Genomic DNA, 25,200 nt, shown 5'->3' on the forward strand with positions numbered 1-25,200 from the left:
ACTTGTAGCTGATCGCGTAGCCGGGATGGCCCATCTCCGCGTGGTACACGTCGATAGCGTCCGCGTCTTTGCCCGGAGCGTCGGCTTTGCCGATGAGCTTGTCGACGTCGCTTCGCGTGCTCTTACCGACCGTCAGCCCTTTGACCGCACCGGGGAATTGACCTAACAGTGCAGGTTTATAGAAGCTCATTATCGTTTCCAACGCATGCTCTTGCGCCGATTGCGCTTTGGTTTGGACGACGGCCGGCGAGGCGCTCGCATGCATGAGCTCTCCGGAAGCGTAAGTCAGGCCGACGGCGGCAACGGCGACAAGCGCGACGTTGCGCGCGATGTGGCGAAGGTTTGCACGTTTGAGAGAACTCGGAGAGAACGACACTCAAATCTGCCCTGCTCCACTACCATCGACAGATTTTAGCGGAGCAAAAAATTAATTTCCTTTCTGGTGTAAAAAGCCTAATTACAATCGCTTGATAAGGACCTGCCTGTCCCAAGAAACAAACGATGACCTCACCCTCGCATAATTTGTAATTTGCAATTTGGTATGAAGTGTCTGCTTGATATCCCCTTCCCTTATTTATCCTTCCAATCTTCTCCCCAACCGGTTTCCTTATCCCCTGCCTGATTTACATCCCAGCCAGTCTTAAATTCCACGACCCTATCACCTTCAAGTCGTTGTGCGGCTACCGAAGCAATTTGATCCGGATCAAATTCGAAATATCGATATAAATAGGCATTCGAGGCTGCTTTCCCATAAACATCTCTTAGTCCAATCCGGTGAAACGGCACCTTAATCCTGCTTTCTGAAACAACTTCCGCTACAGCACTGCCTAATCCGCCGATAATACTGTGATTATCCAACGTAAGAAGCAGCTTGCATTCCGATGCCAAATGGAGAATGCCCTCATCGTCCAATGGCTTGATGCTTGGAATATGCAACACGCTGGTGCTGATCCCGTTCTCTTCAAGTATGGCCGCCGCTTGCAGTGCACGTTCCGTCATCAGTCCGGAAGTAATGATACCGACATCGTTCCCACGGCGAAGCAGGTAACTTTGCTTAAGCTCCAAACGAAATTTTGTTTTATCGAATAATACCGGCAGTAGTCCGCGACGAAGTCTTAAATAGACGGGGCCGTCAGTTTCGACTGCCAATGATACAGCTTGCTCCACTTCCGTTGCTTCTCCCAGGTCGATAATATTCATATTTGGAGTTGCGCGCATCATGGCCAGATCGTCGATCGCCTGATGAGACGCGCCGCCTGGACTCGATATGCCCGGCATCATAGCAACAAGCTTTACATTCAAACGGGGGTAAGCAACGGACATGGCAATTTGGTCAAAACACCTTCTTGTTATAAAACACGCGAAACTATGAGCGAATGGAATTTCCCCCGCCCGCGCTAACCCCGCAGAAACGCCAATCATATTTTGCTCAGCCATACCCATACTGAGGAATCTTTCCGGATGAGCACTGCGGAAAATATCTGCTTCCGTTTGCGAGGTCAAATCCGCGCTAAGACAAAGGATATTGTTATTTATTTTCCCAACCTCAGCCAATTTATGGCCATATGCCTTCATCTTTGTTTCCGCTTTATCTTTGCCGCTATATATAACCGCACTTGTAGCATCAATCATGAATTATCCACTCCTTCACGAGCTAACTCCGCTAAGGCTTGGATGGAGTTTTCTTTGGACCATTTCACATAATGCACATCCAGTTTACCGTGGAGTTGAGTTATTCCGTTGCCCATAATCGTATTTGCCACAATAATGGTTGGTTTGCCATTAGGAATAAAGCAGTCTTGCAACGTGCTCATGACAGTATCCAGATTGTTCCCGTCGATTTCAAGAACATTCCATCCAAAAGCGTGCCATTTTTCAGCGATCGGTAGGATGCCGGTCACATCTTCTATTCTGCCGTCAGCCTGAACTCCATTCACATCGACGATGGCAAGCAGGTTGTCTAGCTTGTGATGCTTGGCTACCATTACCGCCTCCCAGGTTTGCCCTTCCTCCAATTCGCCGTCGCTCATATATACGATCGTACGCCATGGATGATTTCGCAGCTTTGCTGCTATCGCCAAACCAACCCCCTGCGACAGCCCTTGTGCGAGCGAACCACCGGTAATCTCGAAGCCCGGAGTGATCTCACTCCCGATCATCTCAATAGCACTTCCGTCGGCGCTATAAGTATCCAACATTTCTTCGTCGAAAAAACCTAGTTTTTCCATAGCGGCATAGACGGCTATAGCATAATGGCCAACCGAAAGCAAAAAACGGTCCCGCTGTTTCCACTCCGGGTTGGCGGGATCCAAACGAAGTAATCGATAGAAGATTACTGCCATCACTTCTGCCGAGCAAAACCCTTGAGAAATATAACCTCCACCCGCAGCTTCCGTCATACGAATAACGGAACGCTTCATATCCAACACCAATTCATCCAATGGCATATCGGCGGCTACGCCACCCGGCCTGACTTCGTCATATTTCAACATAGCTGTCCTCCAATAATCTATCTTATGAACCTATAAATTAGATCAAGCTTCCCCCGTTGACGCGCAGTACTTCTCCAGTAATGTAACCAGCCTTCTTCGGATCGCTCAAATAGAGCACGGCTGCCGCCATATCCTCCGCAGTCCCGAGCCGGCCAACCATCGGTCGTTTAGCCACCTCGCGCTTCTCGTCTTCCGTTGCCGCAAGCATAGGAGTGTCCGTTGGTCCAGGGGAGACCACATTTACACGAATCGAAGGCGCTCCTTCACGTGCCAACGATTTGCTCAACGCGATAATACCGCCTTTGGAAGCGGCATAGTGGGCAGCGGCACGAATACTTCCATATTCCCCGGCAGTGGAGGCGATATTAACGACGGATCCTCCGCCAGCTTCAATCATTTGTTCCATCGCTGCTTGACAGAAGAAGAAGTTGCCCTTCAAATTAATATCCAACGTGAAATCCCACAGATCCTCCGAAACTTCTTGAAAAGGCGCATCACGCCACACTCCGGCACAGTTGGCAATAGCCTGAACGGGTCCCGACACGGTTTTCACTTTAGTCATCCATTCACGAATCGCAGCTACATTACGTATATCTACTACACCGGTAATCACATCTTTGTCTTGAAGTAAAGAGACTGTTTCCTCTAATCCGACGGCCGAAGCATCCGTTAACGCTAACTTCGCCCCTTCCTTCTCAAATGCAAGCGCTACCGCTCTACCCATGCCACCACCAGCACCAGTTACGACAACTACCTTACCTTTAAAGCTCATCCTGTTACCTCCTAAAGTCTTAAGCTGAATTAATTCGGGCATAACTTGATTCAATAAGTCATTTATCGGTTAACAAAATTCGGTTAACAGTTATCTGATTTTATAATAAAAATATGTTTTCTTCTTGTCAACCCATTTTTGAAAAAGGAAGCCAGGTCGCGGGGCGGTCTGGCCACTCCTCGTTCTCGTTGAACAAATGGGAATACTTCGATTTTTTATCACTCGTTAACCGTTTACTATTTACCGAAAAAGTTCAATAAGCTATACTCGTATTATTACAGTAGACACAAGTCATGGAGGTTTACAGAAATGAAGAAGCTCGAGGGAAAAGCGGCCATTGTAACTGGATCCGGCAGGGGGATAGGCAAAGGGATCGCTTTAGAATTAGCGCGACAGGGTGCGCATGTAGCAATTAATTACTTGAATAGTAAATCGGAAGCGGAAGCTGTCGCTAACGAAATCTTAAGTCATGGCGGGCGGGCGATGACGGTTATGGCCGACGTTTCCGATTGCAGTCAAATTACGGCAATGGTCGATAAAGTCGCCGCAGCCTTTGGCCGCATCGATATTTTAGTGAATAATTCCGCAGTTGACCCGGTAGAAAACTTTTTCAACGTGACAGAAAGTTTTTGGGATCGTGTCATCGACACGAACTTGAAGGGGACCTTCTTCTGTACACAAGCATGCGCTCAGGAAATGATCAAAGTAGGCGGCGGCAAGGTCATCAACATCAGTTCCGTTCACGGACAAGTGACAATGCCTAATTATGCGGCTTACGCTTCAACGAAAGGCGGTATTAATGCATTAACCAGACAACTGTCACTTGATTTAGCCAAGCATCACATTAATGTGAATGCAGTTGCACCGGGAGTTATTGAAGTGGAAAAATATAACGATTTTGAATGGTATGATGCGGCAATGAACGGCAAAAAAATTCCCTTGGGCAGAGTGGGAACACCGAAAGACGTGGCTCCGCTCGTAGCTTTCCTCGCTTCGGATAACGCCGATTTTATTACGGGCCAGGTCATTACCGTGGACGGTGGATCCAGTGCGCGCTTCTTTCTATGGGAAAAACCGGTCTTAGTTGACTCTGAATAGTAAAACATAAGGGTGAATATCAGGATGAAGTCTCAACAATTAATAGATTTGTTGGAAGGTTTGAAACTGCGTTACGACATAATTACCGCAGCCGGTTCAGGTAAAGTTGTCATACTGGAAAGAGGCGCGAGGGTTATCGGCTTGTTCACCGACGAAGATTCAGAAAATGCGCTTTGGGTTCACCACAATTTAACAGATCCGCATTATGCATCCGATCATTATGTGGATGGAGAAGACTGGAACATAGGCGGAGATCGCACCTGGCTCAGTCCGGAAATCGAGTATTTCATCGGCGATCTGGACGATCTTTGGAACACCTATGCCGTACAACGTGCACTTGATCCGGGCTATTACGCATTTAAGGACCGTCATGCCGATACAATTGCCTTGTCTCAAAACACCGCTATACAAGCGCATCGATCTAATAAAACGATCAAATTCCGAATGGATAAAACATTTCGCAGCTGTGAGGACCCTCTGTTGAATGTAGGAATTGTCGATAAGGATACGTTAAAGTATTCCTTCACCGGCTATGAGTTGAAAACAGAGCTTACCCTCGAAAGCCCAACGGAAGCAATTCCCCCGCTTTCGCTCTGGCATCTGTTTCAGATTCCAAAGGGCGGGGAAGTCATCATTCCCACTTATGGAACTGCCGAGGTCGATCGCTTCTTCGGACCTGAGATGGCAGGCAATCCTGCAGTCAGCAACGGAATGGTGAAATTTACATTGAATATGGCGACAAGCAGCAAAATTTCAATTAAAGCCCCTTACATCACCGGCAGGGTAGGATATATTCAGTCATCCGCTCCGAATGATGCTTGCTTGCTGATCCGCAATTTCAATGTGAATCCTTCCGCTCGATATGAGGACGTGTGGGCAACCAAATTGAATGATCCGGGTCACTGTGTCCAGTGCTATAACGACGATGGAACACTTGGCCAGTTCGGAGAATTGGAAATTCATACTCCCATTTTAAACCCCGCTGTAGATGGAAATAATATAAAGGATGTGAATCAGGTTTGGTGCTATAGAGGTACTGAACAATCTATCCGGTTACTATGCAAAATTATACTGGGTTAACCAAATATAATTTTGTCAGTGGTTAACAGTGAACTATTTACAAGAAACGGCACTTTCACTATAATTTAATTAATAGCTAATAGGATTAAAATAATGAGTTATTTAAAGGGGATTCAACGATGTTGAAGAGAACAACGGACAGATTTTCCCGCAGCTTATTCGCCAGAGATATTTTACAACAACTGCGTCTAGGCATTATTAGCGGCGAGTTAAAGGCGAACCAACGGCTAGTGGAAAGCCAGCTTGCCGAAGAATATGGCGTAAGCCGCGGACCGGTTCGCAGTGCGATCCATGCTCTCGAGCAGCAGGGACTTGTCCGCTCCCTTCCAAACGGCGGTGCTGAAGTCGTCGGCTTCTCCCAAAAACATGCCATGGATTTGTTTACTGTCAGACAGCAGATGGAGCAATTCTCTGCTCAGCTGATGATGAGCCGGCCAAGTTTGGATACAAGTACACTACGTTCAATTACCGAAGATATGGAGAAAGAGCCTTCTATCGAACGACTGCATGATCTGGATATGCAGTTTCATCATGAATTTATGAAATTGGCTGACAACTGGGCGCTTCTCCAAGCATGGCTCACATTGAGTCCTGTTATATCAGACATGCTTACATTTACCAACAGCCTGTTTAAAGACTATCACCTGGTTGCCGCGAATCACAAACAATATGTGGAATATATTGAGAAAAGGGATTTAGACAGTTTACTTCGGAAGATTGACAACAACTTTTTACTCCCTAAAAGCCTCATTGCCGAACGATTCGGTGTCATCTTTCCATCAGAAAACAACATAATCTAAGCTGGTTTACAGCAGCTTATTGCAATGCGGGCAAACGTAATGCTCAGCGCTAGGTACATGAGTAAAGGGATGTCCCTTAAGGTCGTGTGACCTGGGAACATCCCCCTTTCTTGCTATTTTCTTAATCCTCCTCGACCGAATAGAAGACCAGCTCTGACGAATGCGGATTTTCCAGTTGCACTACGATGCCCCGGTTGGCCAGATCGGCTCCGGCAACGAGATATGTCCTATCATCGTTATCCATTGTGACCTTGTAGGTTCGCGATCTATCGATACCGCGAGGACGAACCGCAAATTCTCTCTCCTCCGGAGCGGATCCGAGCCGGAACAGGCCGATGTAACCCTTCGAACTATCCCTGGCCGCGTATTCCAATACGCACCATTCGGCCGGAACATCCACCCCGATGAACGGAGTATGGTGATAGACCGAAGGCCGCCCTTCCATCACGGAACGGCAAAACCCCTTGGCCAAGGCGATGTACCGGCGCGTCTTGTCGTAGTAGACGCCTGTGCGCTCCGCATTCTGTGCGCCGAATCCGACATACACCGGCGCCGCGAACAGCGTAACCCGCAAGTGGGTGTCCAGATCGGTCATTTCGTGGGCGAAGGTAAAATGATTATGATAATAACACAGCGATTCCGGCGGCAGGAACAGTGTTAATCCGTTGATCGAGCGGATGCTGCGCGGAAAATAACTGAAATCGGACTGGCATCCGTAATGGAATCGGGCCATAATGCCCAGGTCCAGCCGGCCGCCGCCCGCCGCGCAACTCTCCAGGACGGTGCCGGGATAGTCCTTTAACACGCGGTCGTATATGCCGTAGATTACCTCGTAATGCCTCCATGCTTCATTTTCCGCGTATCCGTCTCTCAAGCTCAACCCGCCTTCAGGCACCCGCTGGTTGTAGTCGGTTTTGTAGAAATCAAGCTTGTACTCGCCAATCACTCTCCGAATAACCGCTTCGACGTGCGCAGCTGCTTCCGGATTAGACAGATCGATCAACTGATAATGATCGGAGCCGCCGCTCAGATCCGTCTTTAGCTTCCATTCGGGATGTCGGGCGAATGTCTCTGATTGCTCCATTAAACATTCGGGCTCCAGCCACATTCCGAATAGCATGCCTTTGCTATGCACATAATCGCGAATAAAAGCGATTCCGCCTTCGGGCAGGAAATCTCCCTCGGTCCAGTCGCCACGCAACCTACCCCACGACCCGAATTCCTTGCCGTACCAGCCGGCATCGACCATGAACGCCTCCGTCCCCATCTCGGCAGCGATGTCAATCTCTCTTAGAATCCAGTCCCCGGGCTCTTCCACCACTCTGCCTGTAACCGTATACATCTTCTTGTCGGCCGGCCTAGGCGGGAGGACTGAGTCTCGTACATGCGCGTGCCACAGCTCCACCGCTGTATCCATGTTGCCGCGCATGGGACCGAAATGAACTTTCGGCGAAATGACTGTTTCCCCAGGAGCGATCACACGAAGCGGACCCGGCCCGTCCGGTCCGATCTGGAAGGACAGGGCCCGGTTTACCCGATCCAGGGCGAATTCCGCGCTGTAATTCTCAGACCAGGCCAACGAGATAAAGCAGTATTCTCCGTTTGCCTCATTCTTTACAATAAAATATGGGTTGTAAAACATTCCCCCCCGGCTTTTCTCTACCCTAAAAATCTCGCTCGTCAGCGGCTCCCAAGTGAAATTCCCTTCTTCCCCCTGAATCCGGGAGCGGAAATAACCGAGACTGTACGTAGACCGGCGGGTGTCGTCGAACGGAATATCGAAGTAATAACGGTTGTGCCAAAGCATGCCCGCCATAACGGAAATGCCGGATAATGCGGCGGGCGCCTCTCCTGTATTGGTAATCTCCAGATGCCTCGCCACTACGGGAGTGCCGTCCAGCGTCGTCACGACCTGAACGGTAACCGGCCGGATACGATGGGTCAGCTTGACGACGGCCTCTTCCGTTCCCTTGCGCGCGCCCGGACGTTGGAAACAGTCAGCCAGTGTCCATTCATTGTGTAAGGATTGCCCGTCGACGACCAGCCGGAAGGCGTCCAGCGGATACACCTGCGGGTCGTAAGGTTTCAACTCGAACACCATATCCTTCATCGGAAGCTGACGGATTACATTTTCCCGCTGCACCTGGCCCGACGAAGACCGGTACAACTGAATCCATCTGCCGTTCTGCAAACATTCCTCGAACACGGTAGTGCCGGTCACGTAACGGGCTGTCGGCCTCTCGTCGCTCGAATAAAACTTGATTTGCTTGCTGCTCAACTGGGATCCTCCTTTTGTTATCTCTAGGTTCAGTTTGGTTAACCAGTTATCAGTTACCTATAGACAGTATCGAATTCACTATCTGATTTGTCAAGCTGCAATTGTTCGCGCCTTTCTTGAGACTGCAACGGCAGTACATTTGTATTGACAATGTTAGTTGTTTTGCTTAGTCTTGTTCTTATACCAACAGTTATCCGGTGACTGTTAACTGAATTTTCTCTAGAAGGAGTCATATTTTATGACAAGTTATAAGTCAGAGACCGCTATTGATCGCATCGTAAAAATTGAAACTTACCGCTGGGAAGAGCAAAGCAACATTCTCTGGGTAGAAATCACTACGGAAAACGGTCTTGTCGGCCTTGGTGAAACCTTTTATATTCCCGGTGCTGTGGAATCCGTTATCCATGACATGGCTGCTCCATTACTGCTGGATAAAAACGCATTCGATATAGAAAATCATTGGAATACGTTGTTTTGCTGCGCTAACTTCTACGGTTATGCCGGTGCCGAGATGCGGGCGTTTTCCGCGATTGACATCGCTCTTTGGGATATCCTCGGACAGGCGACAGGCATGCCGATTTACCAACTGTTAGGCGGTAAGTGCCGCGATCGCATACGCATCTATAATACATGTATCAACGCATATAAATACAAAGACATGGACGATTCCTTCGAGCGCCCTGGAGAGCTGGCTCAAAATTTATTGGATCAGGGCATTACCGCAATGAAAATTTGGCCATGGGATCGTTTTGCACCGCAAATTCAAAGCAAAGCGTTGACCGGACCTGCCGGCTGGGCGGCTATGGGACCTGCAGGAAGCTATTTAAGCCTTGAGGATTTGAAAAAAGGATTATGGGTTGTTGAAGATATTCGCAAAAAAGTCGGCGACCGTATGGAGATTCTCATTGAAGGACACTCCCGCTGGGACTTAAATTGCGCGATCAAAATTGGCAGGGCGTTGGAGCCTTACGAAATTTTCTGGCTGGAGGATATTATGCAGCCGGAAAGTCCAAGTGATCTTGCCAGATTGTCGGATAGCATCCGCGTACCGCTGTCTATCAGTGAACGTCTGTTTACCCGATATGGATTCAGGCAAATTCTCGAAGCTAAAGCGGCACATGTAGTGATGATGGATGTCGTATGGACTGGAGGAATAACGGAAGCCAAGAAAATAGCCACTTTGGCCGATACCTACCATTTGTCGGTTGCTCCCCATGACGGCACTGGGCCTGTAACCATTTTCTCCGGCTTGCATATTTGCGCGAATGCCTCCAATGCGATGATGATGGAAACAGAACGCGCCTATTATGATGGAGGTTATTATAGCGAGTGTGTCACAAACATTTTGACTATCAGCAACGGACATGTCGAATTTCCAACCACTCCAGGTCTCGGAACAGCGCTTCGCGAGGATTTCAAAGCAAGAAAAGATGTATCTTCAAGAGTTTCCGTCGGGCAAGACTCGGTATGTTTGTAGCCTGTCGCAGCTCCGGAAACACAATGTCGACCCAGCGGTGGATCTGATTCTTGACGCTGCAACATTTTCCGATTGTACTGGGGAAGCATGAAATGCGCAGAATTCGATTTCACGATCTTCGGCATAGTTGCGCCAGCCTATTGCTGGCGAATGGTGTAAGTATGAAGGAGATTCAAGAATGGCTCGGACATAGCCATTACTCTACGACGGCTAACATTTATGCTCATCTGGACTACAGTTCCAAGATTTCGTCGGCGCAAGTCATGAGCAACATGTTGCAAATCCCAATCAAACAAAAAGCCCCTGAACCGTCACAAGGACAGATTCAAGAGCTGATTCATTCTTAGGGTGGTGCGGTCGAGAGGACCCGAACCTCCACAGAGTATTAGTCTACTGGAACCTGAATCCAGCGCGTCTGCCAATTCCGCCACGACCGGTTTATCTCTTCGTCAGATTGATATGATCGAGATGCGTCGCATCGTTGAAAATAAACGTTAGCGCGTAGCTGCCGCGGTTGTAGACGACTTTCTGTTGCACGAGCTTTCCGTTCTTGATCGTCGTCGTCGCGGTTGGCTTGCCCCAATGCTGCTTGAGCATTTTCAGCGTAATGCCCCCGATGTTCGTCTCGCGTTCGACGTTCGTGCCGAAATAGCGCATTTCGCGAACTTTGTTCAGCTTGTAGCTGATCGCGTAGCCGGGATGGCCCATCTCCGCGTGGTACACGTCGAAAGCATCCGCGTCTTTGCCCGGCACGTCGGCTTTGCCGATGAGCTTGTCGACGTCACTTCGCGTGCTCTTACCGACCGTCAGCCCTTTGACCTCACCGGGGAATTGACCTAACAGTGCAGGTTTATAGAAGCTCATTAGCGTTTCCAACGCATGCTCCTGCGCCGATTGCGCTTTGGTTTGGACGACGGCCGGCGATGCGCTCGCATACATGAGCTCTCCGGAAGCGTAAGTCAGGCCGAAGGCGGCGACGGCGACAAGCGCGACGTTGCGCGCGATGTGGCGAAGGGTAAAGTTCATGGTGTAACCTCTCCTTGGTGTTAGGTTCGAATTCCGTTACGCACATAGAACGAGGCCAACGCAGAGAAGGTTGCAAATCGATACGAGGATAAAAGAAGAAAAACCCTTCTGCAAGGAAGGGTTTGGTTGATTAGATGGTGTGGTCGAGAAGACTCGAACCTCCACGGAGTATTAGTCCACTGGAACTTGAAAAGCAGACTATGTGAGCGAATTGTCTCAATACTTTTATTATTTGATTCGGTGCTTGTGAGGTTTGACTTTATCTGGCAGGGCGTAGAGCCGGCCTTCCCCAGGAGCGAGCGAGGCAGTCAAGATGCCGCTGGAGGCATGATAGTCGGTTGCCATCTCCAAGCCGGTCGATTTGGAAACCTCAGTCACTTTGGCCGGTTTTGTCGATATCGCAAATGATGCCGTTTTTGCGTTAACCGTATCTTTATTGACGACCATCACATAATCCCTGCCGCTGTCGTTTTTGAAGTAGCCGATAACGAAAGGCTGCGTCGCGTCGACAGGCTGCCAGAAAAAACCGGCTGGCAGCGCCGTTGTCATGGGAGGCAACGTGCCCGTATGATATACGGCTTGGGAGGTCAGCGTTCGTAGCGTCGGCCCGATCTTGAGCACCTCGCCGTTGACGGACTGCGCGGATGCGTACAACGGACCTTGGGCGCCGCCAGGAAGGATAATCCCGTCATGGAACGACTCTCCTTGAACGCTAGGCGTTTCGTACGTGAAGTAGTTCAACCCCTTCGCGCCGTAAGCAAGGCTGCTGTATACATTGTATCTCAGCTCGCTGTCCGATGGCGAACGCAATGCACCGGTAATGCCTACCGATTGGATATAGGTCCAAAAGTCGAGCGAGGCTGCCAGCGCTTGTCGCCGGATAATCTCCAGATTGGCGTAATATTCGTTGCTGAAGCCGCCGCCGGTTGGAAACGGATAATGATCGAACATCAGAAAATCAGGCTGTTTGCTTGCCCAGCGGTACACATAGTCCTCATAGGAGAACGGAACCAGGTTCTGATTCAGTGTAAACCAGAAGTCTCCATTCACCGGCGATCCGGATGCATAAGCGGTTCCATCCTTCTCCAGCTTCACGCCGCCTGTCGAACGGATCACCCAGCCGACGGAATTGTCGCCGCCTCCGCCATGTGTCAGTTCCCAATAATAAACGGTGTTAGGACTGACTGCCGCATTAAGATTGAATAATGGAAAGTTCGTCGTTGAGCCAGCCAGGCTGCTTTGAGCAAGCAGCGATGTTTTGGACGGCGAATCCCAAAGCTTCAGCGTCAACGGTTCATTGCTCCCCCATTGGCTCTTGTCGATGTACAGCTGCACGGTCGAGATGTGGCTTGTTTTTCCATTCGTCTTGAAGGTTTGCCCCAGCGTTTGGCCGGGGGTTACAAATTCGCCCGTCTGAGCGCCAAAGCCGAGATTGCCTGCATAGTTGGGCAGCAGATTGACATAACTGATATGATGGGGGTCGGCCGTCCTGAACTTTTCCATCGTCGCTTGCAGTCCTGTCAACGCCGCCGCGCCAGGCTCGTCCATCAGATTATAGCCCAGCAGCCCGGGATTGGCGGCGTAATGGGACGCGATGTCATTAATCGCCTCCGTCGTCGGCTGCTTGTTGCCGCTATACATTTTTTGTCCATAATTCAGCTTGAACCAAAAATCGTAATCGGCAAGCTCCGTGCCTTGCCGGTAGGCCGTCCCTCCAGCGTATACATCCGACGTATGACCGACGACCCAACCGATGTTGGAGGCGCTGTCACTCGTCAGTTCGAAATAATACGTCGTGTTTGGAACCAGCCATTTGTATAACCCAAAGGTCGGGTAATCGTCAGCGACAGGCCCCGTAATCGAGGAAGAGCCGAGCAATTCCTCTTTGCCTGGCGAGGTGTAGAGGCTCAAGGTGAGCGTCGTGCCTGCCGTCCATTGAGATTTGTCGATATACAGCTGTATCGTATCGATTGCGACATCGGGCTCGGCGGAAGTCGTAAACGTCTGCCCCAAGCTCTGACTGCTCGACACAAATTGACCATCATTGCCGGCCGTCTGGCCCAACGTGAATTTATACGATCCCAGTCGATCATCCTGAACGACGCATTTCAAGCCTTTCGCTGCACATTGTACGAGCGCAGCATCATTCTGAGCATAGTTATAGACGTCGTTCGAGAGAAACACGAAGGTGGCGTTCATATCTTTGATCTCCTGATATTTGGCGCTCGTCGTCTCTGCCGGACTCGGCGACCAGAATATCCCGATCGGGAACGGATCTACGCTCGCGCTTGACGCCTGTACAGGCGCTCCTCCCGCTAGGCTGATCAGGGCAACGGATAACAATGCAATTTTTTTGACGATCACGAGCCTCTCCCCCTTCGATTAGTTGAGCATGCCGATATCTTTGAGCTGTCGGGCCGCTTCGTCCATCAGCTGTTGGCCGCCAGCTTTCAGCCATTTCTGCTTAAACGCCTCGTAATCCGTTTCCTTGCCCAAAATAAATTTGATGTCAAACTCCTGCGTGAGCTTTTTGAGATCCGATGTGATTTGCGGGTCGAGGTTCAGCAGCTCGTGATAATTGGTGTAGCTAGCCATCGCCATTGCCTTGCCATCCAGCTCCAGTTGCTTCTTATCTGCTGCTCCGGGGCTGTCGCTCTGACCTTCGAGCACTCGATCCTGGCTCGTCGCCACCCAGGTCCCCCAGTCATACAGACCCATCATATCCTTGCGGTAGGGATCGTCCTTCAAGCTGATGAATTTGGCTCCGTCATCGAGATCGATGACTTTCTGTCCGTTCACGCCAACTCCCCAACGAATCGACCAATAGCCTTCCGTCGGATACACCGTCGAATCGATAAAGTTCAGGATACGTTCCATTTTCTCCGGGTCCTTGGCCGCTTGCGCAGATACGGCGAGCATGCCGCCGGCGATCGGCGCAGGCGGACGTTTGCCGCCGTGCTCCGCGCCTTTCGGGATCTGGATCGCCTCCCACCAATCGACCGCGCTGCCCGTCGCGCCGTTGGCTTTCTCGCTTTCCTGGACGATTACCCCCGGATAGTGAACGGTGCCCACCTTGCCGCCGAACAGCTTGGGCTTCCGCTGCTCCCAGCCTTGCGTATACCAGTCGGGATCGATCAGCTTCTCCTCGACCACCGTCCGCATGAACTTCAAGAACTTCAGATGCGTGCCGTTGACGATGGAATGCTGCATCTTGCCATCAGCGCCGACATGGAAGCCGGATTGTCCATACATCGACTCGAGCACATTGATCTCGCCGACATCACTTCCCGAGCCGGCAGAGCTAATGCCCCAGGTATCGTCTTTGCCGTTTTGGTCAGGATCTTCATGGGTAAATTTGCGCAGCACCTCCAGCAGCTCTGCATCGGTCGTCGGCACGGACAACTGAAGCGCGTCGAGCCAGTCCTTGCGCAGCATTAGCGTCCATGTGAAGGCATCCGCCAGCTTGGGCAAGGCGATTAGCTTGTCCTCGACAGTGGCGAAGGCCTTCATCTGATCATTCCACGTCTTCGTTACATTCGGAAGCTTCGACAGATAAGGCGTCCAGTCATCGAGCAACACGCCCTGCTTATGCAATTTCTTGATCAAGTTGCGATCCCAGCTGAAGATCAGATCCGGCTGCTCTGTGGAGGCAAATCGCACGAGCAGTTTGGTTTCCATATCGGCCATCGGCATGGCATTCATCGTCAGCTCGATATTAAATGTGTCCTTGATCCATTGCTGCCACGGGTTCCCTGCATCCGTCGGCGTGTTGAACCACCCATTCTCCACCATTTCCAGCTTGATCGTTTTTGTGGCGTCTTTCGCAGCGTTTGTTGCCGCAGACGGCGAGTCAGGCGTCGCGTCCTTCATTGCGGCCGGCTCATTGGGAGCCGAGCAACCCGCAGCGATGACGGTTAATAATAACGCTCCGGCGAACGCGGAAGACCCTAGCTTCTTTTTCATCTGTTAACCCCTCTGTGTCGTATAATTTGAGTGCCTATCCATTATCCTTTGACCGCTCCCATATACATGCCCTTCGTAAAATATTTTTGCAGGAAAGGATAAATGCATAGAATCGGCAAAGTTCCGATTACGGCAACCGCCATCTTAAGCGATTCGGCAGAGACGCGATGCGTCGAATTCGTCACCAGCGCGGGGTTGAATTCGAAGCCTAGCTGAGGATTGACAAACATATTGCGCAAGATCAACTGCAGCGGTTGCATTGTTGCATCATTCAAATAAATGAGCGCGTCAAACCAGGCGTTCCAGTGTCCAACTGCCGTAAACATACCGATCGCAGCGAGCGCGGGAGCCGCCATCGGCAGCATGATGCCGAGCATGATCTTCCCTTCCCCTGCTCCGTCGACTCGGGCGGATTCCTCGATCTCCCGGGGCACATTCTCAAAAAACTGCTTCAGGACGAGCACACTCCAACTGTCAATCAACCCAGGGACGATCATCGCCCAGAACGAATCGATGAGATGCAAATCTCTTACGACCAAATACGTAGGAATAAGGCCGCTGTTGAACAATATCGTCGCCAGCACCGCAAACAGCAACAGCCGTTTTCCCGGCAGCCCTTCCCGCGAGACGGCATAGGCCGTGATCGTCGTCATCGCCAGTACCGTCAACGTTCCGATCAACGTTCGGAGCACGCTGATCCCAAGGGCCCGCATGATAACCTCCCCTGCGAACAACCGCTTGTAAGCGATCAGGGACGGCTGGTCCGGCCATAATATGAAGCCGTTCTTGGCAATCCACTCCTGCTCATGGACGAGCGACATCGAGACGACGTACAGCAGCGGGAAAAGCGACAGTACAGATAACGTGACGATAACGATGAAAGCCAGCATTTGATAAACATTTTCGCTTGTTGCGTGTTTCATATTGCACCTACCATATCCCGGCTCCCGAATATTTGCGAGCTAGCGCATTGGCTACAACGACAAGGCAGAGCCCGAACACCGATTGGAATAGCGACATGGCAGAAGCCAGACTGTATTGCAACTGCGTCAAGCCTTGCCGATAGACCCAGGTATCGATAATATCGCCGACCTCCATCGTTGCCGGATTATAAAAGAGCAGAACCTGCTCTCCCCCCGCATACAAGATATGGCCAAGCGAAAGGGTGAACAAAAAGACGATCACCGGACGAATGCCTGGCAGCGTAATATGCCATATTCTTCTCCAGGGGCCCGCCCCATCCATCTTGGCCGCATCGAACAGGGACGAATCGAGCGTCGTCAACCCGGCCAGATAGATAATCGTGCCCCAGCCGATCTCTTTCCAGATCGCTGAGCCGACGAGCAACGTTCGGAACCACTCGGGAGCCATCAGGAAATCCTGCGGTGCGCCTCCCAGCCATTCGATAGCATGATTGGCAAGGCCATTGTTCGTAAACACGGCGTAGATGATGGCATACACAATTACCCACGAGAAGAAATGCGGAATGTACAAAATCATCTGGCTGAAAGTGCGGAGCAGCCGAAATCTCAGGTCAAACAAAAAAATCGCGAGTATAATCGGAGGAAAAAAACCGAAGCCGATTCTGAGTAAGCTGATCCAAATCGTATTCCTTACGACTTGTCCGAAATCCGGCTTGGCGAACAGCGCATGAAATTGATCCAGCCCCACCCAGGGACTGCCCCAAACGCCGCCCAATAACGAAAAATCCTTGAACGCCAGCATCGCCTGCATCGCCATCGGATAGTACCGGAAGACAATGTAGTACAGCACAGCGGGAGCGAGTAACAAATAAATGAAGCCAAAACGCTTGATGGCGCCCAGCCTCGCCTTCTTCGTCGTTGGTCGCCAGGTGTCAGCTCCGCTTGGCAAATGTAGCACCTCCTCTCTTTGTATTGGTTCCATTATATAGAGGAAGAGAGGGGCGCTAAATGACAGGGGATTGCGAAAAAGGAACGGATCTTGTGGATTTGGTGTTGCGGATTTGGTGTTGCGGAGCGGTAGCGCTAGGTTACATCTCGGCGATATTCGGCGGGTCCGATGCCGGTAAATTCCTTGAACACGCGACTAAAGTGCTTCCAGCTCTTGTAACCGATCTGCTCGGCGACCTCGTAGATTTTGACGCCCGGCTCCATCAGTCGTCGCTTGGCCTCCTCTATACGCAGCGCAGTGACATACTCGAGGAAGGTCATGCCCGCTCGTTCGCGGAACAGGTGGCTCAAATAATGAGGACTCACATATACCGCGCCTGCCACATCCGTTAGCGACAGCGAAGCCGTCATATGACTGCGTATGTAAGCCTTGGCCGCCACCAGCACATGTCCCTCCAGCTTCTCGGGGGAGATGGTCTCGACAATTCGGTTGACCTGGTCAAGCACGCCTTGTTTCAGCTCCGCTTTGTTTCTTGACCAGATCAGCTTCAGGATCAGATCTGCCGTTTGCTGGGCGCGCAACGTTAAGGATGCCGCGTACCGCTCCTCCAGACGCTCATACATCATCAGAAACATCGCTTCCAAGCCTCGCAACAGCGCTTCGGCGTCCTCGTGCTGCAACCAGACATCGACCCGTTTTCGGGCCTCGCTCGCGATCGCCGTCGCATTCGCCGTCTCCAGCGCTGCGCGCAGCGCGTTCAAGTCTGGCTTCGCATAGCGGTCGCTTGCCTTTTCGTTCCCCTCCTCGTACTGGCGGACCCCCGTGCCCCCATATAAACGGCCAATCAAGGCCACGGAGGCTTGAAAATAAGGCGCAGCTTCTGCTCCCCCCGCGGCAAACAACGCCGATCGCCCGATGCTGACAGCCAGCTTGACACTGCTCTCCCAGAAGGCTGTGAATTGCCTGGAAAATTCGTCCGCGATCCGCTGCGTCGCTTCCTGCGAGTCGGCGAACACGCCAATGACAAGATTCATAGGATCGAGTCGGATGGCATCAGCCACATAACATAGGTGGCCTAACTCGTCCGCAATCTCCTCGAATACCTTGACCATGAGCCACGAAATCGCCTGTCTGCCCCCCAGCTCCCGAATTCTTGCCACTTCCCTATCATCGATGTCCACGGCCATGACGAGCTTGCAGGACGCCGGCAACTGAGCAAAGGCCGCCTTGGTCATGTTTTTGTTTCTTCGCAAGTTATGGTTGCTCTGATGGGCCGCTCGCAGCAGAGCGCCTTGCAGCTCCGGTTCGTTGACCGGCTTCAGCAAATAGTCGACCGTGCCCACCCGCATCGCTTTTTGCATATAGGCGAAATCTCCATGTCCGCTAAGCACGATGATCTGAGTATATGGATATCGGCAGCGGATCGTCTCAGCCATGCCCAGTCCATCCATGCCCGGCATCCGAATATCCGTCATGACGATATCGACTTCGGAGACATGGAGGAAATCCAGAGCAGCCATTGCATCGGGCACGGCTCCCGCCGCTTCGATCCGAATATCGCCAATCGTCATCCCGTCCAGCATGTGCCGCAAGCCTTCCCTAATCTCCTGCTCGTCGTCGACGATCAATACCTTCATCTGCGTTCCTCCTCGTAGTCTATAGCTGTTCGCCCTGCAAGCGGGATATATATCGATACGATTGTGCCTGCATCCTCCATGCTCTCTATATCGAAATCAGCCTGGCCTGCATAGGTCAGCTGGATGCGTTGGTAGACATTCTCCAGGCCGATGCGTCTGGCTTGCTGCCTCTCGTTCTGCTGGAGCGACTCCAGGAGAACGTCCAGTTCGTCGGAGGGGATGCCCTTGCCTTCATCCATGACGGCGCAGACCATATAGTCTCCCTGCCGCTTTATGCGGACCGTAATCCGAATCCGCTGATCAAAGGGGGATGGGCCATGGATAATCGCATTCTCGACGAGCGGCTGCAACAGCAGGCTGGGGATAAGGACATCCGATAACTCTTCATCGACCTCCGTCTTGATGTTTAGCCTGTCGCCAAACCGAAGCTGTTGAATGCTTAAATAGTTAAGGATGAAGTCCATTTCCGTTTTCACGGACACCATTTCATTGACGCTTGCCGCATGATAGCGGAGCAGCCGCCCCAGCTCGACGAGCCCTTGCTCGCCTTTTTCAAGATTGCCCTTGCGGATCGTCATCCGGATCGTTTCCAGCGTGTTTTGCAGGAAATGAGGATTGATCTGGCTTTGCAACGCGCGAATTTCCGCCTCCTGATGAAGCAGCTTCCCTTGCAGCACCTCGCTGGAGAGCAGTTGGATTCGCTTCATCATCTGCCGGAACGATTGATCGAGTTGCCCGATTTCATCGTTGCTGACTTGTCCGATATGGACCGGCGGCGCGGACAAATCGACCTGCATTCGGGTCATGCGAGTCAGCTTCCGGAGCGGATTGGTCATGCCGATCGACAGCATGGCCGAGAGCAGCACGACGCCGAGAATGCCAATAGCGACCGATACCACAATCCATATTTTAACTTGGCTGACCTCTTTGCTGACGTTTTCGAGCGGGATGACGCCGACGACCTTCCAACCGCTTACGGCAGAGCGGTTATAGCTGATCAGCATATCCTCCCCCTCCACCTCTTTTATAATCGAGCTAGAAGCATCCCGCTCCTCCGACCAGCCCAGTCCGTAAGCGCTCTCCCATTCGGTTCCGAGCAGACTGCGGTCAGAGGCGAACACGATCCGGTTGCGGTTGTCGACTACGTACAGCTTGGAGCCATCGCCAAAATCGATGTCTCTCATAATATCGCGGATCGGCTCAAGCGTGGCGATGATTTGCACGATGCCGCTCAGTTCCTTCGAGTTTCTGCGGACAACTGGCTGAACGACAGAGAAGGCATAAAAATCGCCAATAAACGGATTGTCCGCAAACAGCTTGAATTGGATAGTCCCGAGCACGGTCGGAGTAAATTGGTCCCGATCTACATCTTCGAACCAGGGCTGATCCTCAAAGGACGCGTCCAGCCATATGCCGCTAACCGATTGCCTGACGTAGACACCCGAGCCGGTATAGAACAATACGCCCACATAGGGATGGCTTGAATTATTCGTAATAAATGACAATGCTTCATGAAGCTTGATCGTATCTTCAAGCCGTCGTTCGCCTCCGGCATCCTGGAAACCGTCGAGCGCCTCCTCGATGAGTCGGCTGTATGGCTCGACCAGCGCGGTCTGCGAGAGCGTCTTGACATCGTTCACATAGTCCTCCAGCCTGACATTGACCTGGTCCAGCACTTGCGGAACATAATTTTTGGTCTGCTTCTCCAGCGCACCTCGGGACTTGCTGTACGACATCGATCCTACGACAACCACGATTACCGTAAGCAGCATGGAGAATGCAATCACTAGCTTATAAGCTATTGGCCAGTGCCTTAACCGCCAACCATTAACTTGCACATCCTGTGCCCCCTCTGTTATAACGTCCATATTGTCGGATGGCTCTGATCATATATCATATTCCCATGTTCCTCAATCCTGAAATTGGCGGTAGGCGAGACAATCGAGACAGCAGCCTTTGCGTGGAACAGACCCGCACGCAAAAAAGACCCTGAACCTCGTCTCATAGACGAATTCAAGATCTTAATCATTAGAGGGATGCGGTCGAGAGGACTCGAACCTCCACGGCTGTTATAAAAAGCGCTATACTTTCTGACCCGCTTCCAAAGGGCATACAGAAAGTTGGCGCTATATTCATGCTGGAACAGCAAGTAGATTTCATCGATGAAGATAAACGTATTTTTCCACTTCGCTCGGTTTTGCATATTCCGATTTAAAATACTATCGCGTACGACCAGCATGCCAATCGGGAGGAGTTCCTTTCCCAAGTCGAGAATATCGTAGCAAGTAAGCTTGACGATCTCCCGCTTGGCAGTAACGCTCTTGCCTGATTCATTTATGCTCATTTGGATTACAGCTCCAAGGTCTCGTCGGCGCAAGTCATGAGTAACACGTTGCAAATGCCAATCAAACAAAAGGCTCCTGAACCGTCACAAGGACCGATTCAAGAGCTCGTTCATTCTTAGGATGGTGCGGTCGAGAGGACTCGAACCTCCACGGTATTGCTACCACTGGAACCTGAATCGCGCACGTTAAAGGGAACCAAGCGGAAATCATGTCCCTTTAGGGGAACTAAAAAACCGCTAAAAGCCTATAAAATCAAGGAGTTTCGGCGTTCCAACCCGCCTTTCCTTAGTGCCACAAGGTATCTCGGGAATTCATCAAAAAGTGACCAAAATTGCACGTTTGAGAGAACTCGGAGAGAACGACACTCAAATCAGCCCTGCTCCACTACCATCGGCAAATTTTAGCGGAGCAAAAAAGTTAAAGAAAGAAGGGCTTCCAATCGGAAATGAAAGTCCTTAATAACATTCTTTAAGTAATGGGGTCTAGGCTTAGATGCTCTTTTCACCCCCATCCTAATGTGTTTGAAATTTCCTCATATTCTTGGGTGAAGTTCGATCTTTGAAGTTTTTCTTTTAGTTCATTTTCCTGGAAATCAATAATTACTCCTTTCTCTAAAACAAATAATTCAAGATATTTGTTTTTCAAAAAGGTAGCAATATGCCTTTGGAATCCAAGGTTTTGTAATTCTATAATAATATTATCTGTAGTTCCATACTCCAAAAAATTATCCCAGTTTGGAATAACAACAATTTCTTCTTCATTGATTTGATATTTTATCTTTAACAAGTCAACATAATTTTTAACATAAATTTTTATTTTAAAACGTAGAACATTTTCAATATCAGATATGACGTTGTTTACTATGTGATTAATATGAGCCCGATTCTCTTTCTGGAACGTAACAAATTCTCCGTTACTAATAGAAATTTCTTTATTATTTTCGTCAAAGTAATTGATGGTCCTTTTAATAATTAAATTTACTGGCTGAGAATTAATCCATGAACTCATTAAGACGGCGTAATATTCCAAAACATTCCTATTTCTAGCTAATGGATTTCTTCCTCCCGATTCTTCTCTTTGCCAGTCGTATAAATCGTAAAGTTTATTTAGTAAACTCAAACAATCTCCATATCCAGTCTCTTTAGGAATGTCCATAGGTTTAATAGAAGATGATAGAACCTTATTTTGATAAAGCAATTTAATTGTAGAGCTTTGAGAAAGAATTTTTTCAGGAACTTTATTGAGTTTTTCTAAATATGTGATTATCTCTTTTGCATGAGTATTTCCATCAATGAACTTACTTCGAAGGATCGAATCAGTTTTACTCAGAGCATGATACGCTAAAATGTTGCCGTAAGAATCTAACATTCTTTTTTCGTTATCTGTTACAGTTTTTCTTGTAAATGGCTCATTCTTGATTGAACGCCCTATATTAGTATAAAACTTCCCTTGATTTGTCATAAGAACAGAAGATACTTTTTCAACTGACTTATCTTTAACAATTTGAAGATCCTTGCTCGGATCCTCCCACCGATTTCTTTTATTAACAATACGTAAACAGATGATGTTGCCGCTTAAATCTTCTGTTAACCTCCCTGCTCTACCAGCTAAATTCCAAAAATCTATTTTCGATAATTTAGTCAAACCAATAGCATTACTCAAAATAAAAATATTTTTTGCTGGAAGATTTACGCCCTCTAAAAGAGTGGAGGTGCAAAAAATATTTTTTATTATTCTTTTCTGAAAAAGCAATTCAATCTTTTCTCTGACTCGCTGAGGCAGTCCGCCAAAATGATAAGCAACACCTTTTTTCAAACAATCCACGAGGTAATATTCTTCATGCATAGTTTCTTGAACAAGATTTGTTAGTTGTTCAAGTTCATAATTATTTCTGAGAGGCAAAGTCCTAGCATATTCTAAAGCGTACAGAATAGTGTCGTCTTTAGTATTGCAGTAAATGATATTAGGATTATTCCTTCCTAAAATATCGATGGCATTTTTTAGATTTATATGGGGATCAGAAGCATATCCACTATATTCCAACGCAAACTCCTCACTATATTCTGAAAAGTAGAGCGCTTGTTTTTCGATACAATCAATGAAAAAGCGATTTTGGGCAACTGAGTTTTCTTTTATTGCTAGAGTTTCTTCTACACTATTCCCTACTAACTGTAGAAAAACCTCCGTGTTTGGTACATTCGGAGACGAGAAATAAAGATTAATACTTTTACGTTTCGCGATCATTAATGCGTGATAGAATAATGGAGCACGTGTGTCTGTGTCAGAAAGTAATTTATGGGCTTCATCTACAAGCAAATAATTTATTACTGGGTTATTTTCTGATAAATATGATATAAGTCTCTCAGGAGTGAATACGAAAATAAATCTGGTCTCTCCTTGTTTATACAGCAAAGGTACAATTGGCTTGGTTAGAATTTTGTATTTTTCATTATTGACTACAGTTTTCAACTTCGTAGATACTTGATTTATCAATGCTCTTGTAGGAACTAAAAGAGCAATATTATCTGCTCCATTCCTCTTTTCAATCAAATATTTAATGAACGATTCGAAAATAAAAGACTTTCCAAACGATGTCGGACCAGAAAAACTAAAGTGGTTACTATCCTTCATCTTTTCAAATAATTTATATTGAGTGTCTGTAAAAATCTTAGACGAGCCTGGGGCAGCTTGATATGTCTCTTTTACAATATGATCTATAATAATTTCATCAGCTTTGACCTCTGTTTCACCAAGTACAATTTTTATTGAGGGAAAATTCCCTAGTTTCACCAACACATTGTAAGCTTGTAACTTAAACATTTGATCGTCGCTATAGAACACATAAAGTAAGCTGATTATTTTATAAGCTTTGTTTCTTGCTTCATATTTCTCAGAGCGACAAAGAATATCAGCAAACCTGAGCAAATCCAAATATTCTTTCTCTGTAAGACTTTGTAACGTAGTATTACTACCCATAAAATGGATAGCATATTGCATTTCAAGTTTCTTTAATAAGGTTGACACATAAGGATCTTTTAGCGCCCTATTTACTAATTTATTTAGGAATGTCATTTTATTAAACTCTCCAGTATTTTTATTCTCGATAGTTCAATATCTAAAAAGGGCATTGTGTACACATAAAAATTGTAGCCAAAAAGACCATGTTCTTCTATGTAGTTTTCAATATTGGAGATTTTTTTTGTTACGACCTCGTTAATGTGATCCTCTATCGCAGTTCTAAATTTGTCATTTGGTAATTTTCGTTGATCGGCATTGAGCATAACCTCAAATCCTATGAAAATTCCAAAGGCATCATCAACCTCAAAGGAACTATCATTTGTAGGATAGATAAGCTGTTCAATAAATTCTTCATCTTCAGTGGACCATGTTTCTTTAAACACACTAGCAGATAGAAGGGACTTTTCATAAGTAATCCCGCTTTTTCCTTCTCCTTTTTTGTTTTCTTCCTTTACAAAATCATTTATAGATTGAAATGCATCACGCAATCCAGTTGTTATGTCGTCATATAACTTTGACTCTCCGAAAATCAATTGATAATTCCCATTCGGTAACTTTAAAAAATGTATACCATCTGATCCATTCACATACATGTTTGTTGATGATTTAAGTTCTAATTTCGACAAAATCTTGGGTGCATTTAAGTGACCTTCTAAAAAACAAAATAGGAGGAATTCACCTAGCTCCCCTTTATTTTCTTTATAATTCCGGAATTTCTCCCGAGCTTTTTGAGATAATGTCATTGGAGAGTTGTGATACTTTTCCTTCGTCTTTCTTGATATAGAAAAGTCAGCGACAGATTCAATTAGACTTTCTACCATGCGGGCATAATCGAATTGATTCGCATTGATAGTGCAAATAAATAGTTCTAAATTATTTTGTTGGTTGTTAATTTTGTATGTTTTACTATGTTTCAATACTTCTAACATCTTTTTAGAAAAAGGACTAATATCAAGCATGTCGTAGTCTCCCTAGATAAATAGTTAACCTATTTACTAATTCGACATTTTCCAAAAACATCCTCTCAAATTGTATGAATTTGAGTAGATAAAGCTAATTTTCGTGAAATCACCAAGGTTGGAATACTGAGGATGAAGTCACAGAGAGTTTATCTGAAGTTGAGCGGGCTGTTACACTCTAATAGCAGAAGTCGCCGCGTCGTGACTTCGTACGCCTTGTGTCTTTGTGAAAATAGAATGAGAGTAAAGGTTTCCTTTTTAGCAATTCGCCTCCCCCGAACGTTCGTTTGCACTCATTATACCAAACGTATGTTCGTAATCAAAGTACTTACTGTCTAAGTAATACTCATATACCGGTATAGGTCACCCCTATCACTTTAGCA

The 25,200-nt window shown here is 48.3% G+C and carries 19 protein-coding genes and 1 pseudogene; 5 read left to right on the forward strand and 15 right to left on the reverse strand.

The genetic code is table 11. The annotated features are described in order from the left end of the window. The 4 genes and pseudogenes from ACFPOF_RS15740 to ACFPOF_RS15755 all read right to left on the reverse strand — a co-directional run. Positions 1-376 (reverse strand): annotated as a pseudogene (locus ACFPOF_RS15740) (YjgB family protein); the annotation flags it as partial. A 194-nt stretch (positions 377-570) separates the two neighbouring features. Next, positions 571-1,632 (reverse strand): transketolase family protein, encoded by a 1,062-nt coding sequence (locus tag ACFPOF_RS15745; protein WP_378134235.1) that lies wholly within the window; start codon positions 1,630-1,632, stop codon positions 571-573. Continuing rightward, complete coding sequence (locus ACFPOF_RS15750) at positions 1,629-2,492, reverse strand: transketolase (protein WP_378134237.1); 864 nt, start codon at positions 2,490-2,492, stop codon at positions 1,629-1,631. Before ACFPOF_RS15750 ends, ACFPOF_RS15745 begins: the two co-directional genes overlap by 4 nt. 37 nt (positions 2,493-2,529) lie before the next feature. Beyond that, a complete protein-coding gene (locus tag ACFPOF_RS15755; RefSeq protein WP_378134239.1) occupies positions 2,530-3,264 on the reverse strand; it encodes an SDR family NAD(P)-dependent oxidoreductase in 735 nt (244 codons plus the stop codon). 309 nt (positions 3,265-3,573) lie between these two features. Between ACFPOF_RS15755 and ACFPOF_RS15760 the strand changes: the two genes are divergently transcribed. The 3 genes from ACFPOF_RS15760 (at position 3,574) to ACFPOF_RS15770 (ending at position 6,242) form a co-directional block, all read left to right on the forward strand. After that, positions 3,574-4,362: an SDR family NAD(P)-dependent oxidoreductase gene (locus tag ACFPOF_RS15760; RefSeq protein WP_378134241.1), complete on the forward strand. Its 789-nt coding sequence runs from the start codon at positions 3,574-3,576 to the stop codon at positions 4,360-4,362. Positions 4,363-4,386: 24 nt separating this feature from the next. Next, the gene (locus ACFPOF_RS15765; RefSeq protein WP_378134242.1) at positions 4,387-5,442 is read left to right on the forward strand and encodes a DUF6786 family protein; all 1,056 of its coding nucleotides are present in this window, start codon (positions 4,387-4,389) and stop codon (positions 5,440-5,442) included. A 119-nt stretch (positions 5,443-5,561) separates the two neighbouring features. After that, the gene (locus ACFPOF_RS15770) at positions 5,562-6,242 is read left to right on the forward strand and encodes a GntR family transcriptional regulator (protein WP_378134244.1); all 681 of its coding nucleotides are present in this window, start codon (positions 5,562-5,564) and stop codon (positions 6,240-6,242) included. A 121-nt stretch (positions 6,243-6,363) separates the two neighbouring features. On the opposite strand, the gene ACFPOF_RS15775 is transcribed toward ACFPOF_RS15770, so the two are convergent. Further along, positions 6,364-8,520 (reverse strand): glycoside hydrolase family 36 protein, encoded by a 2,157-nt coding sequence (locus ACFPOF_RS15775; protein ID WP_378134247.1) that lies wholly within the window; start codon positions 8,518-8,520, stop codon positions 6,364-6,366. A gap of 238 nt (positions 8,521-8,758) precedes the next feature. Here ACFPOF_RS15775 and ACFPOF_RS15780 point away from each other — a divergent pair, with 238 nt between their 5' ends. Further along, positions 8,759-9,997 (forward strand): mandelate racemase/muconate lactonizing enzyme family protein, encoded by a 1,239-nt coding sequence (locus tag ACFPOF_RS15780; protein ID WP_378134249.1) that lies wholly within the window; start codon positions 8,759-8,761, stop codon positions 9,995-9,997. A 92-nt stretch (positions 9,998-10,089) separates the two neighbouring features. Next, positions 10,090-10,344: a tyrosine-type recombinase/integrase gene (locus tag ACFPOF_RS15785; protein ID WP_378134251.1), complete on the forward strand. Its 255-nt coding sequence runs from the start codon at positions 10,090-10,092 to the stop codon at positions 10,342-10,344. Positions 10,345-10,435: 91 nt separating this feature from the next. On the opposite strand, the gene ACFPOF_RS15790 is transcribed toward ACFPOF_RS15785, so the two are convergent. The 10 genes from ACFPOF_RS15790 to ACFPOF_RS15835 all read right to left on the reverse strand — a co-directional run bounded on the left by ACFPOF_RS15790 (position 10,436) and on the right by ACFPOF_RS15835 (position 24,817). Continuing rightward, positions 10,436-11,023 carry a YjgB family protein gene (locus tag ACFPOF_RS15790; RefSeq protein WP_378134253.1) on the reverse strand — a complete coding sequence of 196 codons (588 nt, stop codon included), beginning with the start codon at positions 11,021-11,023 and terminating at the stop codon, positions 10,436-10,438. A 228-nt stretch (positions 11,024-11,251) separates the two neighbouring features. Continuing rightward, positions 11,252-13,387 (reverse strand): beta-galactosidase, encoded by a 2,136-nt coding sequence (locus tag ACFPOF_RS15795; protein WP_378134255.1) that lies wholly within the window; start codon positions 13,385-13,387, stop codon positions 11,252-11,254. An 18-nt stretch (positions 13,388-13,405) separates the two neighbouring features. Continuing rightward, on the reverse strand, positions 13,406-14,986 hold the full coding sequence (locus ACFPOF_RS15800) for an extracellular solute-binding protein (protein ID WP_378134257.1): 1,581 nt from the start codon (positions 14,984-14,986) through the stop codon (positions 13,406-13,408). A 41-nt stretch (positions 14,987-15,027) separates the two neighbouring features. Further along, a complete protein-coding gene (locus tag ACFPOF_RS15805) occupies positions 15,028-15,909 on the reverse strand; it encodes a carbohydrate ABC transporter permease (protein ID WP_378134259.1) in 882 nt (293 codons plus the stop codon). 7 nt (positions 15,910-15,916) lie between these two features. Further along, positions 15,917-16,858 carry an ABC transporter permease gene (locus ACFPOF_RS15810; RefSeq protein WP_378134261.1) on the reverse strand — a complete coding sequence of 314 codons (942 nt, stop codon included), beginning with the start codon at positions 16,856-16,858 and terminating at the stop codon, positions 15,917-15,919. A gap of 134 nt (positions 16,859-16,992) precedes the next feature. Then, a complete protein-coding gene (locus tag ACFPOF_RS15815; protein WP_378134263.1) occupies positions 16,993-18,495 on the reverse strand; it encodes a response regulator transcription factor in 1,503 nt (500 codons plus the stop codon). Beyond that, positions 18,492-20,333: a sensor histidine kinase gene (locus ACFPOF_RS15820; protein ID WP_378134265.1), complete on the reverse strand. Its 1,842-nt coding sequence runs from the start codon at positions 20,331-20,333 to the stop codon at positions 18,492-18,494. The genes ACFPOF_RS15815 and ACFPOF_RS15820 overlap by 4 nt, the downstream gene beginning before the upstream one ends. Before the next feature lie 17 nt (positions 20,334-20,350). After that, a complete protein-coding gene (locus tag ACFPOF_RS33565; protein WP_465251470.1) occupies positions 20,351-20,839 on the reverse strand; it encodes a hypothetical protein in 489 nt (162 codons plus the stop codon). 502 nt (positions 20,840-21,341) lie between these two features. Then, positions 21,342-23,912: a DEAD/DEAH box helicase gene (locus ACFPOF_RS15830; RefSeq protein WP_378134267.1), complete on the reverse strand. Its 2,571-nt coding sequence runs from the start codon at positions 23,910-23,912 to the stop codon at positions 21,342-21,344. Beyond that, positions 23,909-24,817: a HamA C-terminal domain-containing protein gene (locus tag ACFPOF_RS15835; protein WP_378134269.1), complete on the reverse strand. Its 909-nt coding sequence runs from the start codon at positions 24,815-24,817 to the stop codon at positions 23,909-23,911. Before ACFPOF_RS15835 ends, ACFPOF_RS15830 begins: the two co-directional genes overlap by 4 nt. Positions 24,818-25,200 lie beyond the last annotated feature (383 nt).

The organism is Cohnella soli (assembly GCF_042655525.1).
In the GTDB taxonomy this organism is placed as follows: domain Bacteria; phylum Bacillota; class Bacilli; order Paenibacillales; family Paenibacillaceae; genus Cohnella; species Cohnella soli.

Bases quoted from the DNA above. Each gene is read 5' to 3' on its own strand.
- ACFPOF_RS15745 (WP_378134235.1), bottom strand. From the start codon at position 1,632: ATGATTGATGCTACAAGTGCGGTTATATATAGCGGCAAAGATAAAGCG.
- ACFPOF_RS15750 (WP_378134237.1), bottom strand. From the start codon at position 2,492: ATGTTGAAATATGACGAAGTCAGGCCGGGTGGCGTAGCCGCCGATATG.
- ACFPOF_RS15755 (WP_378134239.1), bottom strand. From the start codon at position 3,264: ATGAGCTTTAAAGGTAAGGTAGTTGTCGTAACTGGTGCTGGTGGTGGC.
- ACFPOF_RS15760 (WP_378134241.1), top strand. From the start codon at position 3,574: ATGAAGAAGCTCGAGGGAAAAGCGGCCATTGTAACTGGATCCGGCAGG.
- ACFPOF_RS15765 (WP_378134242.1), top strand. From the start codon at position 4,387: ATGAAGTCTCAACAATTAATAGATTTGTTGGAAGGTTTGAAACTGCGT.
- ACFPOF_RS15770 (WP_378134244.1), top strand. From the start codon at position 5,562: ATGTTGAAGAGAACAACGGACAGATTTTCCCGCAGCTTATTCGCCAGA.
- ACFPOF_RS15780 (WP_378134249.1), top strand. From the start codon at position 8,759: ATGACAAGTTATAAGTCAGAGACCGCTATTGATCGCATCGTAAAAATT.
- ACFPOF_RS15785 (WP_378134251.1), top strand. From the start codon at position 10,090: ATGCGCAGAATTCGATTTCACGATCTTCGGCATAGTTGCGCCAGCCTA.
- ACFPOF_RS15790 (WP_378134253.1), bottom strand. From the start codon at position 11,023: ATGAACTTTACCCTTCGCCACATCGCGCGCAACGTCGCGCTTGTCGCC.
- ACFPOF_RS15800 (WP_378134257.1), bottom strand. From the start codon at position 14,986: ATGAAAAAGAAGCTAGGGTCTTCCGCGTTCGCCGGAGCGTTATTATTA.
- ACFPOF_RS15805 (WP_378134259.1), bottom strand. From the start codon at position 15,909: ATGAAACACGCAACAAGCGAAAATGTTTATCAAATGCTGGCTTTCATC.
- ACFPOF_RS15815 (WP_378134263.1), bottom strand. From the start codon at position 18,495: ATGAAGGTATTGATCGTCGACGACGAGCAGGAGATTAGGGAAGGCTTG.
- ACFPOF_RS33565 (WP_465251470.1), bottom strand. From the start codon at position 20,839: ATGAGCATAAATGAATCAGGCAAGAGCGTTACTGCCAAGCGGGAGATC.
- ACFPOF_RS15830 (WP_378134267.1), bottom strand. From the start codon at position 23,912: ATGACATTCCTAAATAAATTAGTAAATAGGGCGCTAAAAGATCCTTAT.
- ACFPOF_RS15835 (WP_378134269.1), bottom strand. From the start codon at position 24,817: ATGCTTGATATTAGTCCTTTTTCTAAAAAGATGTTAGAAGTATTGAAA.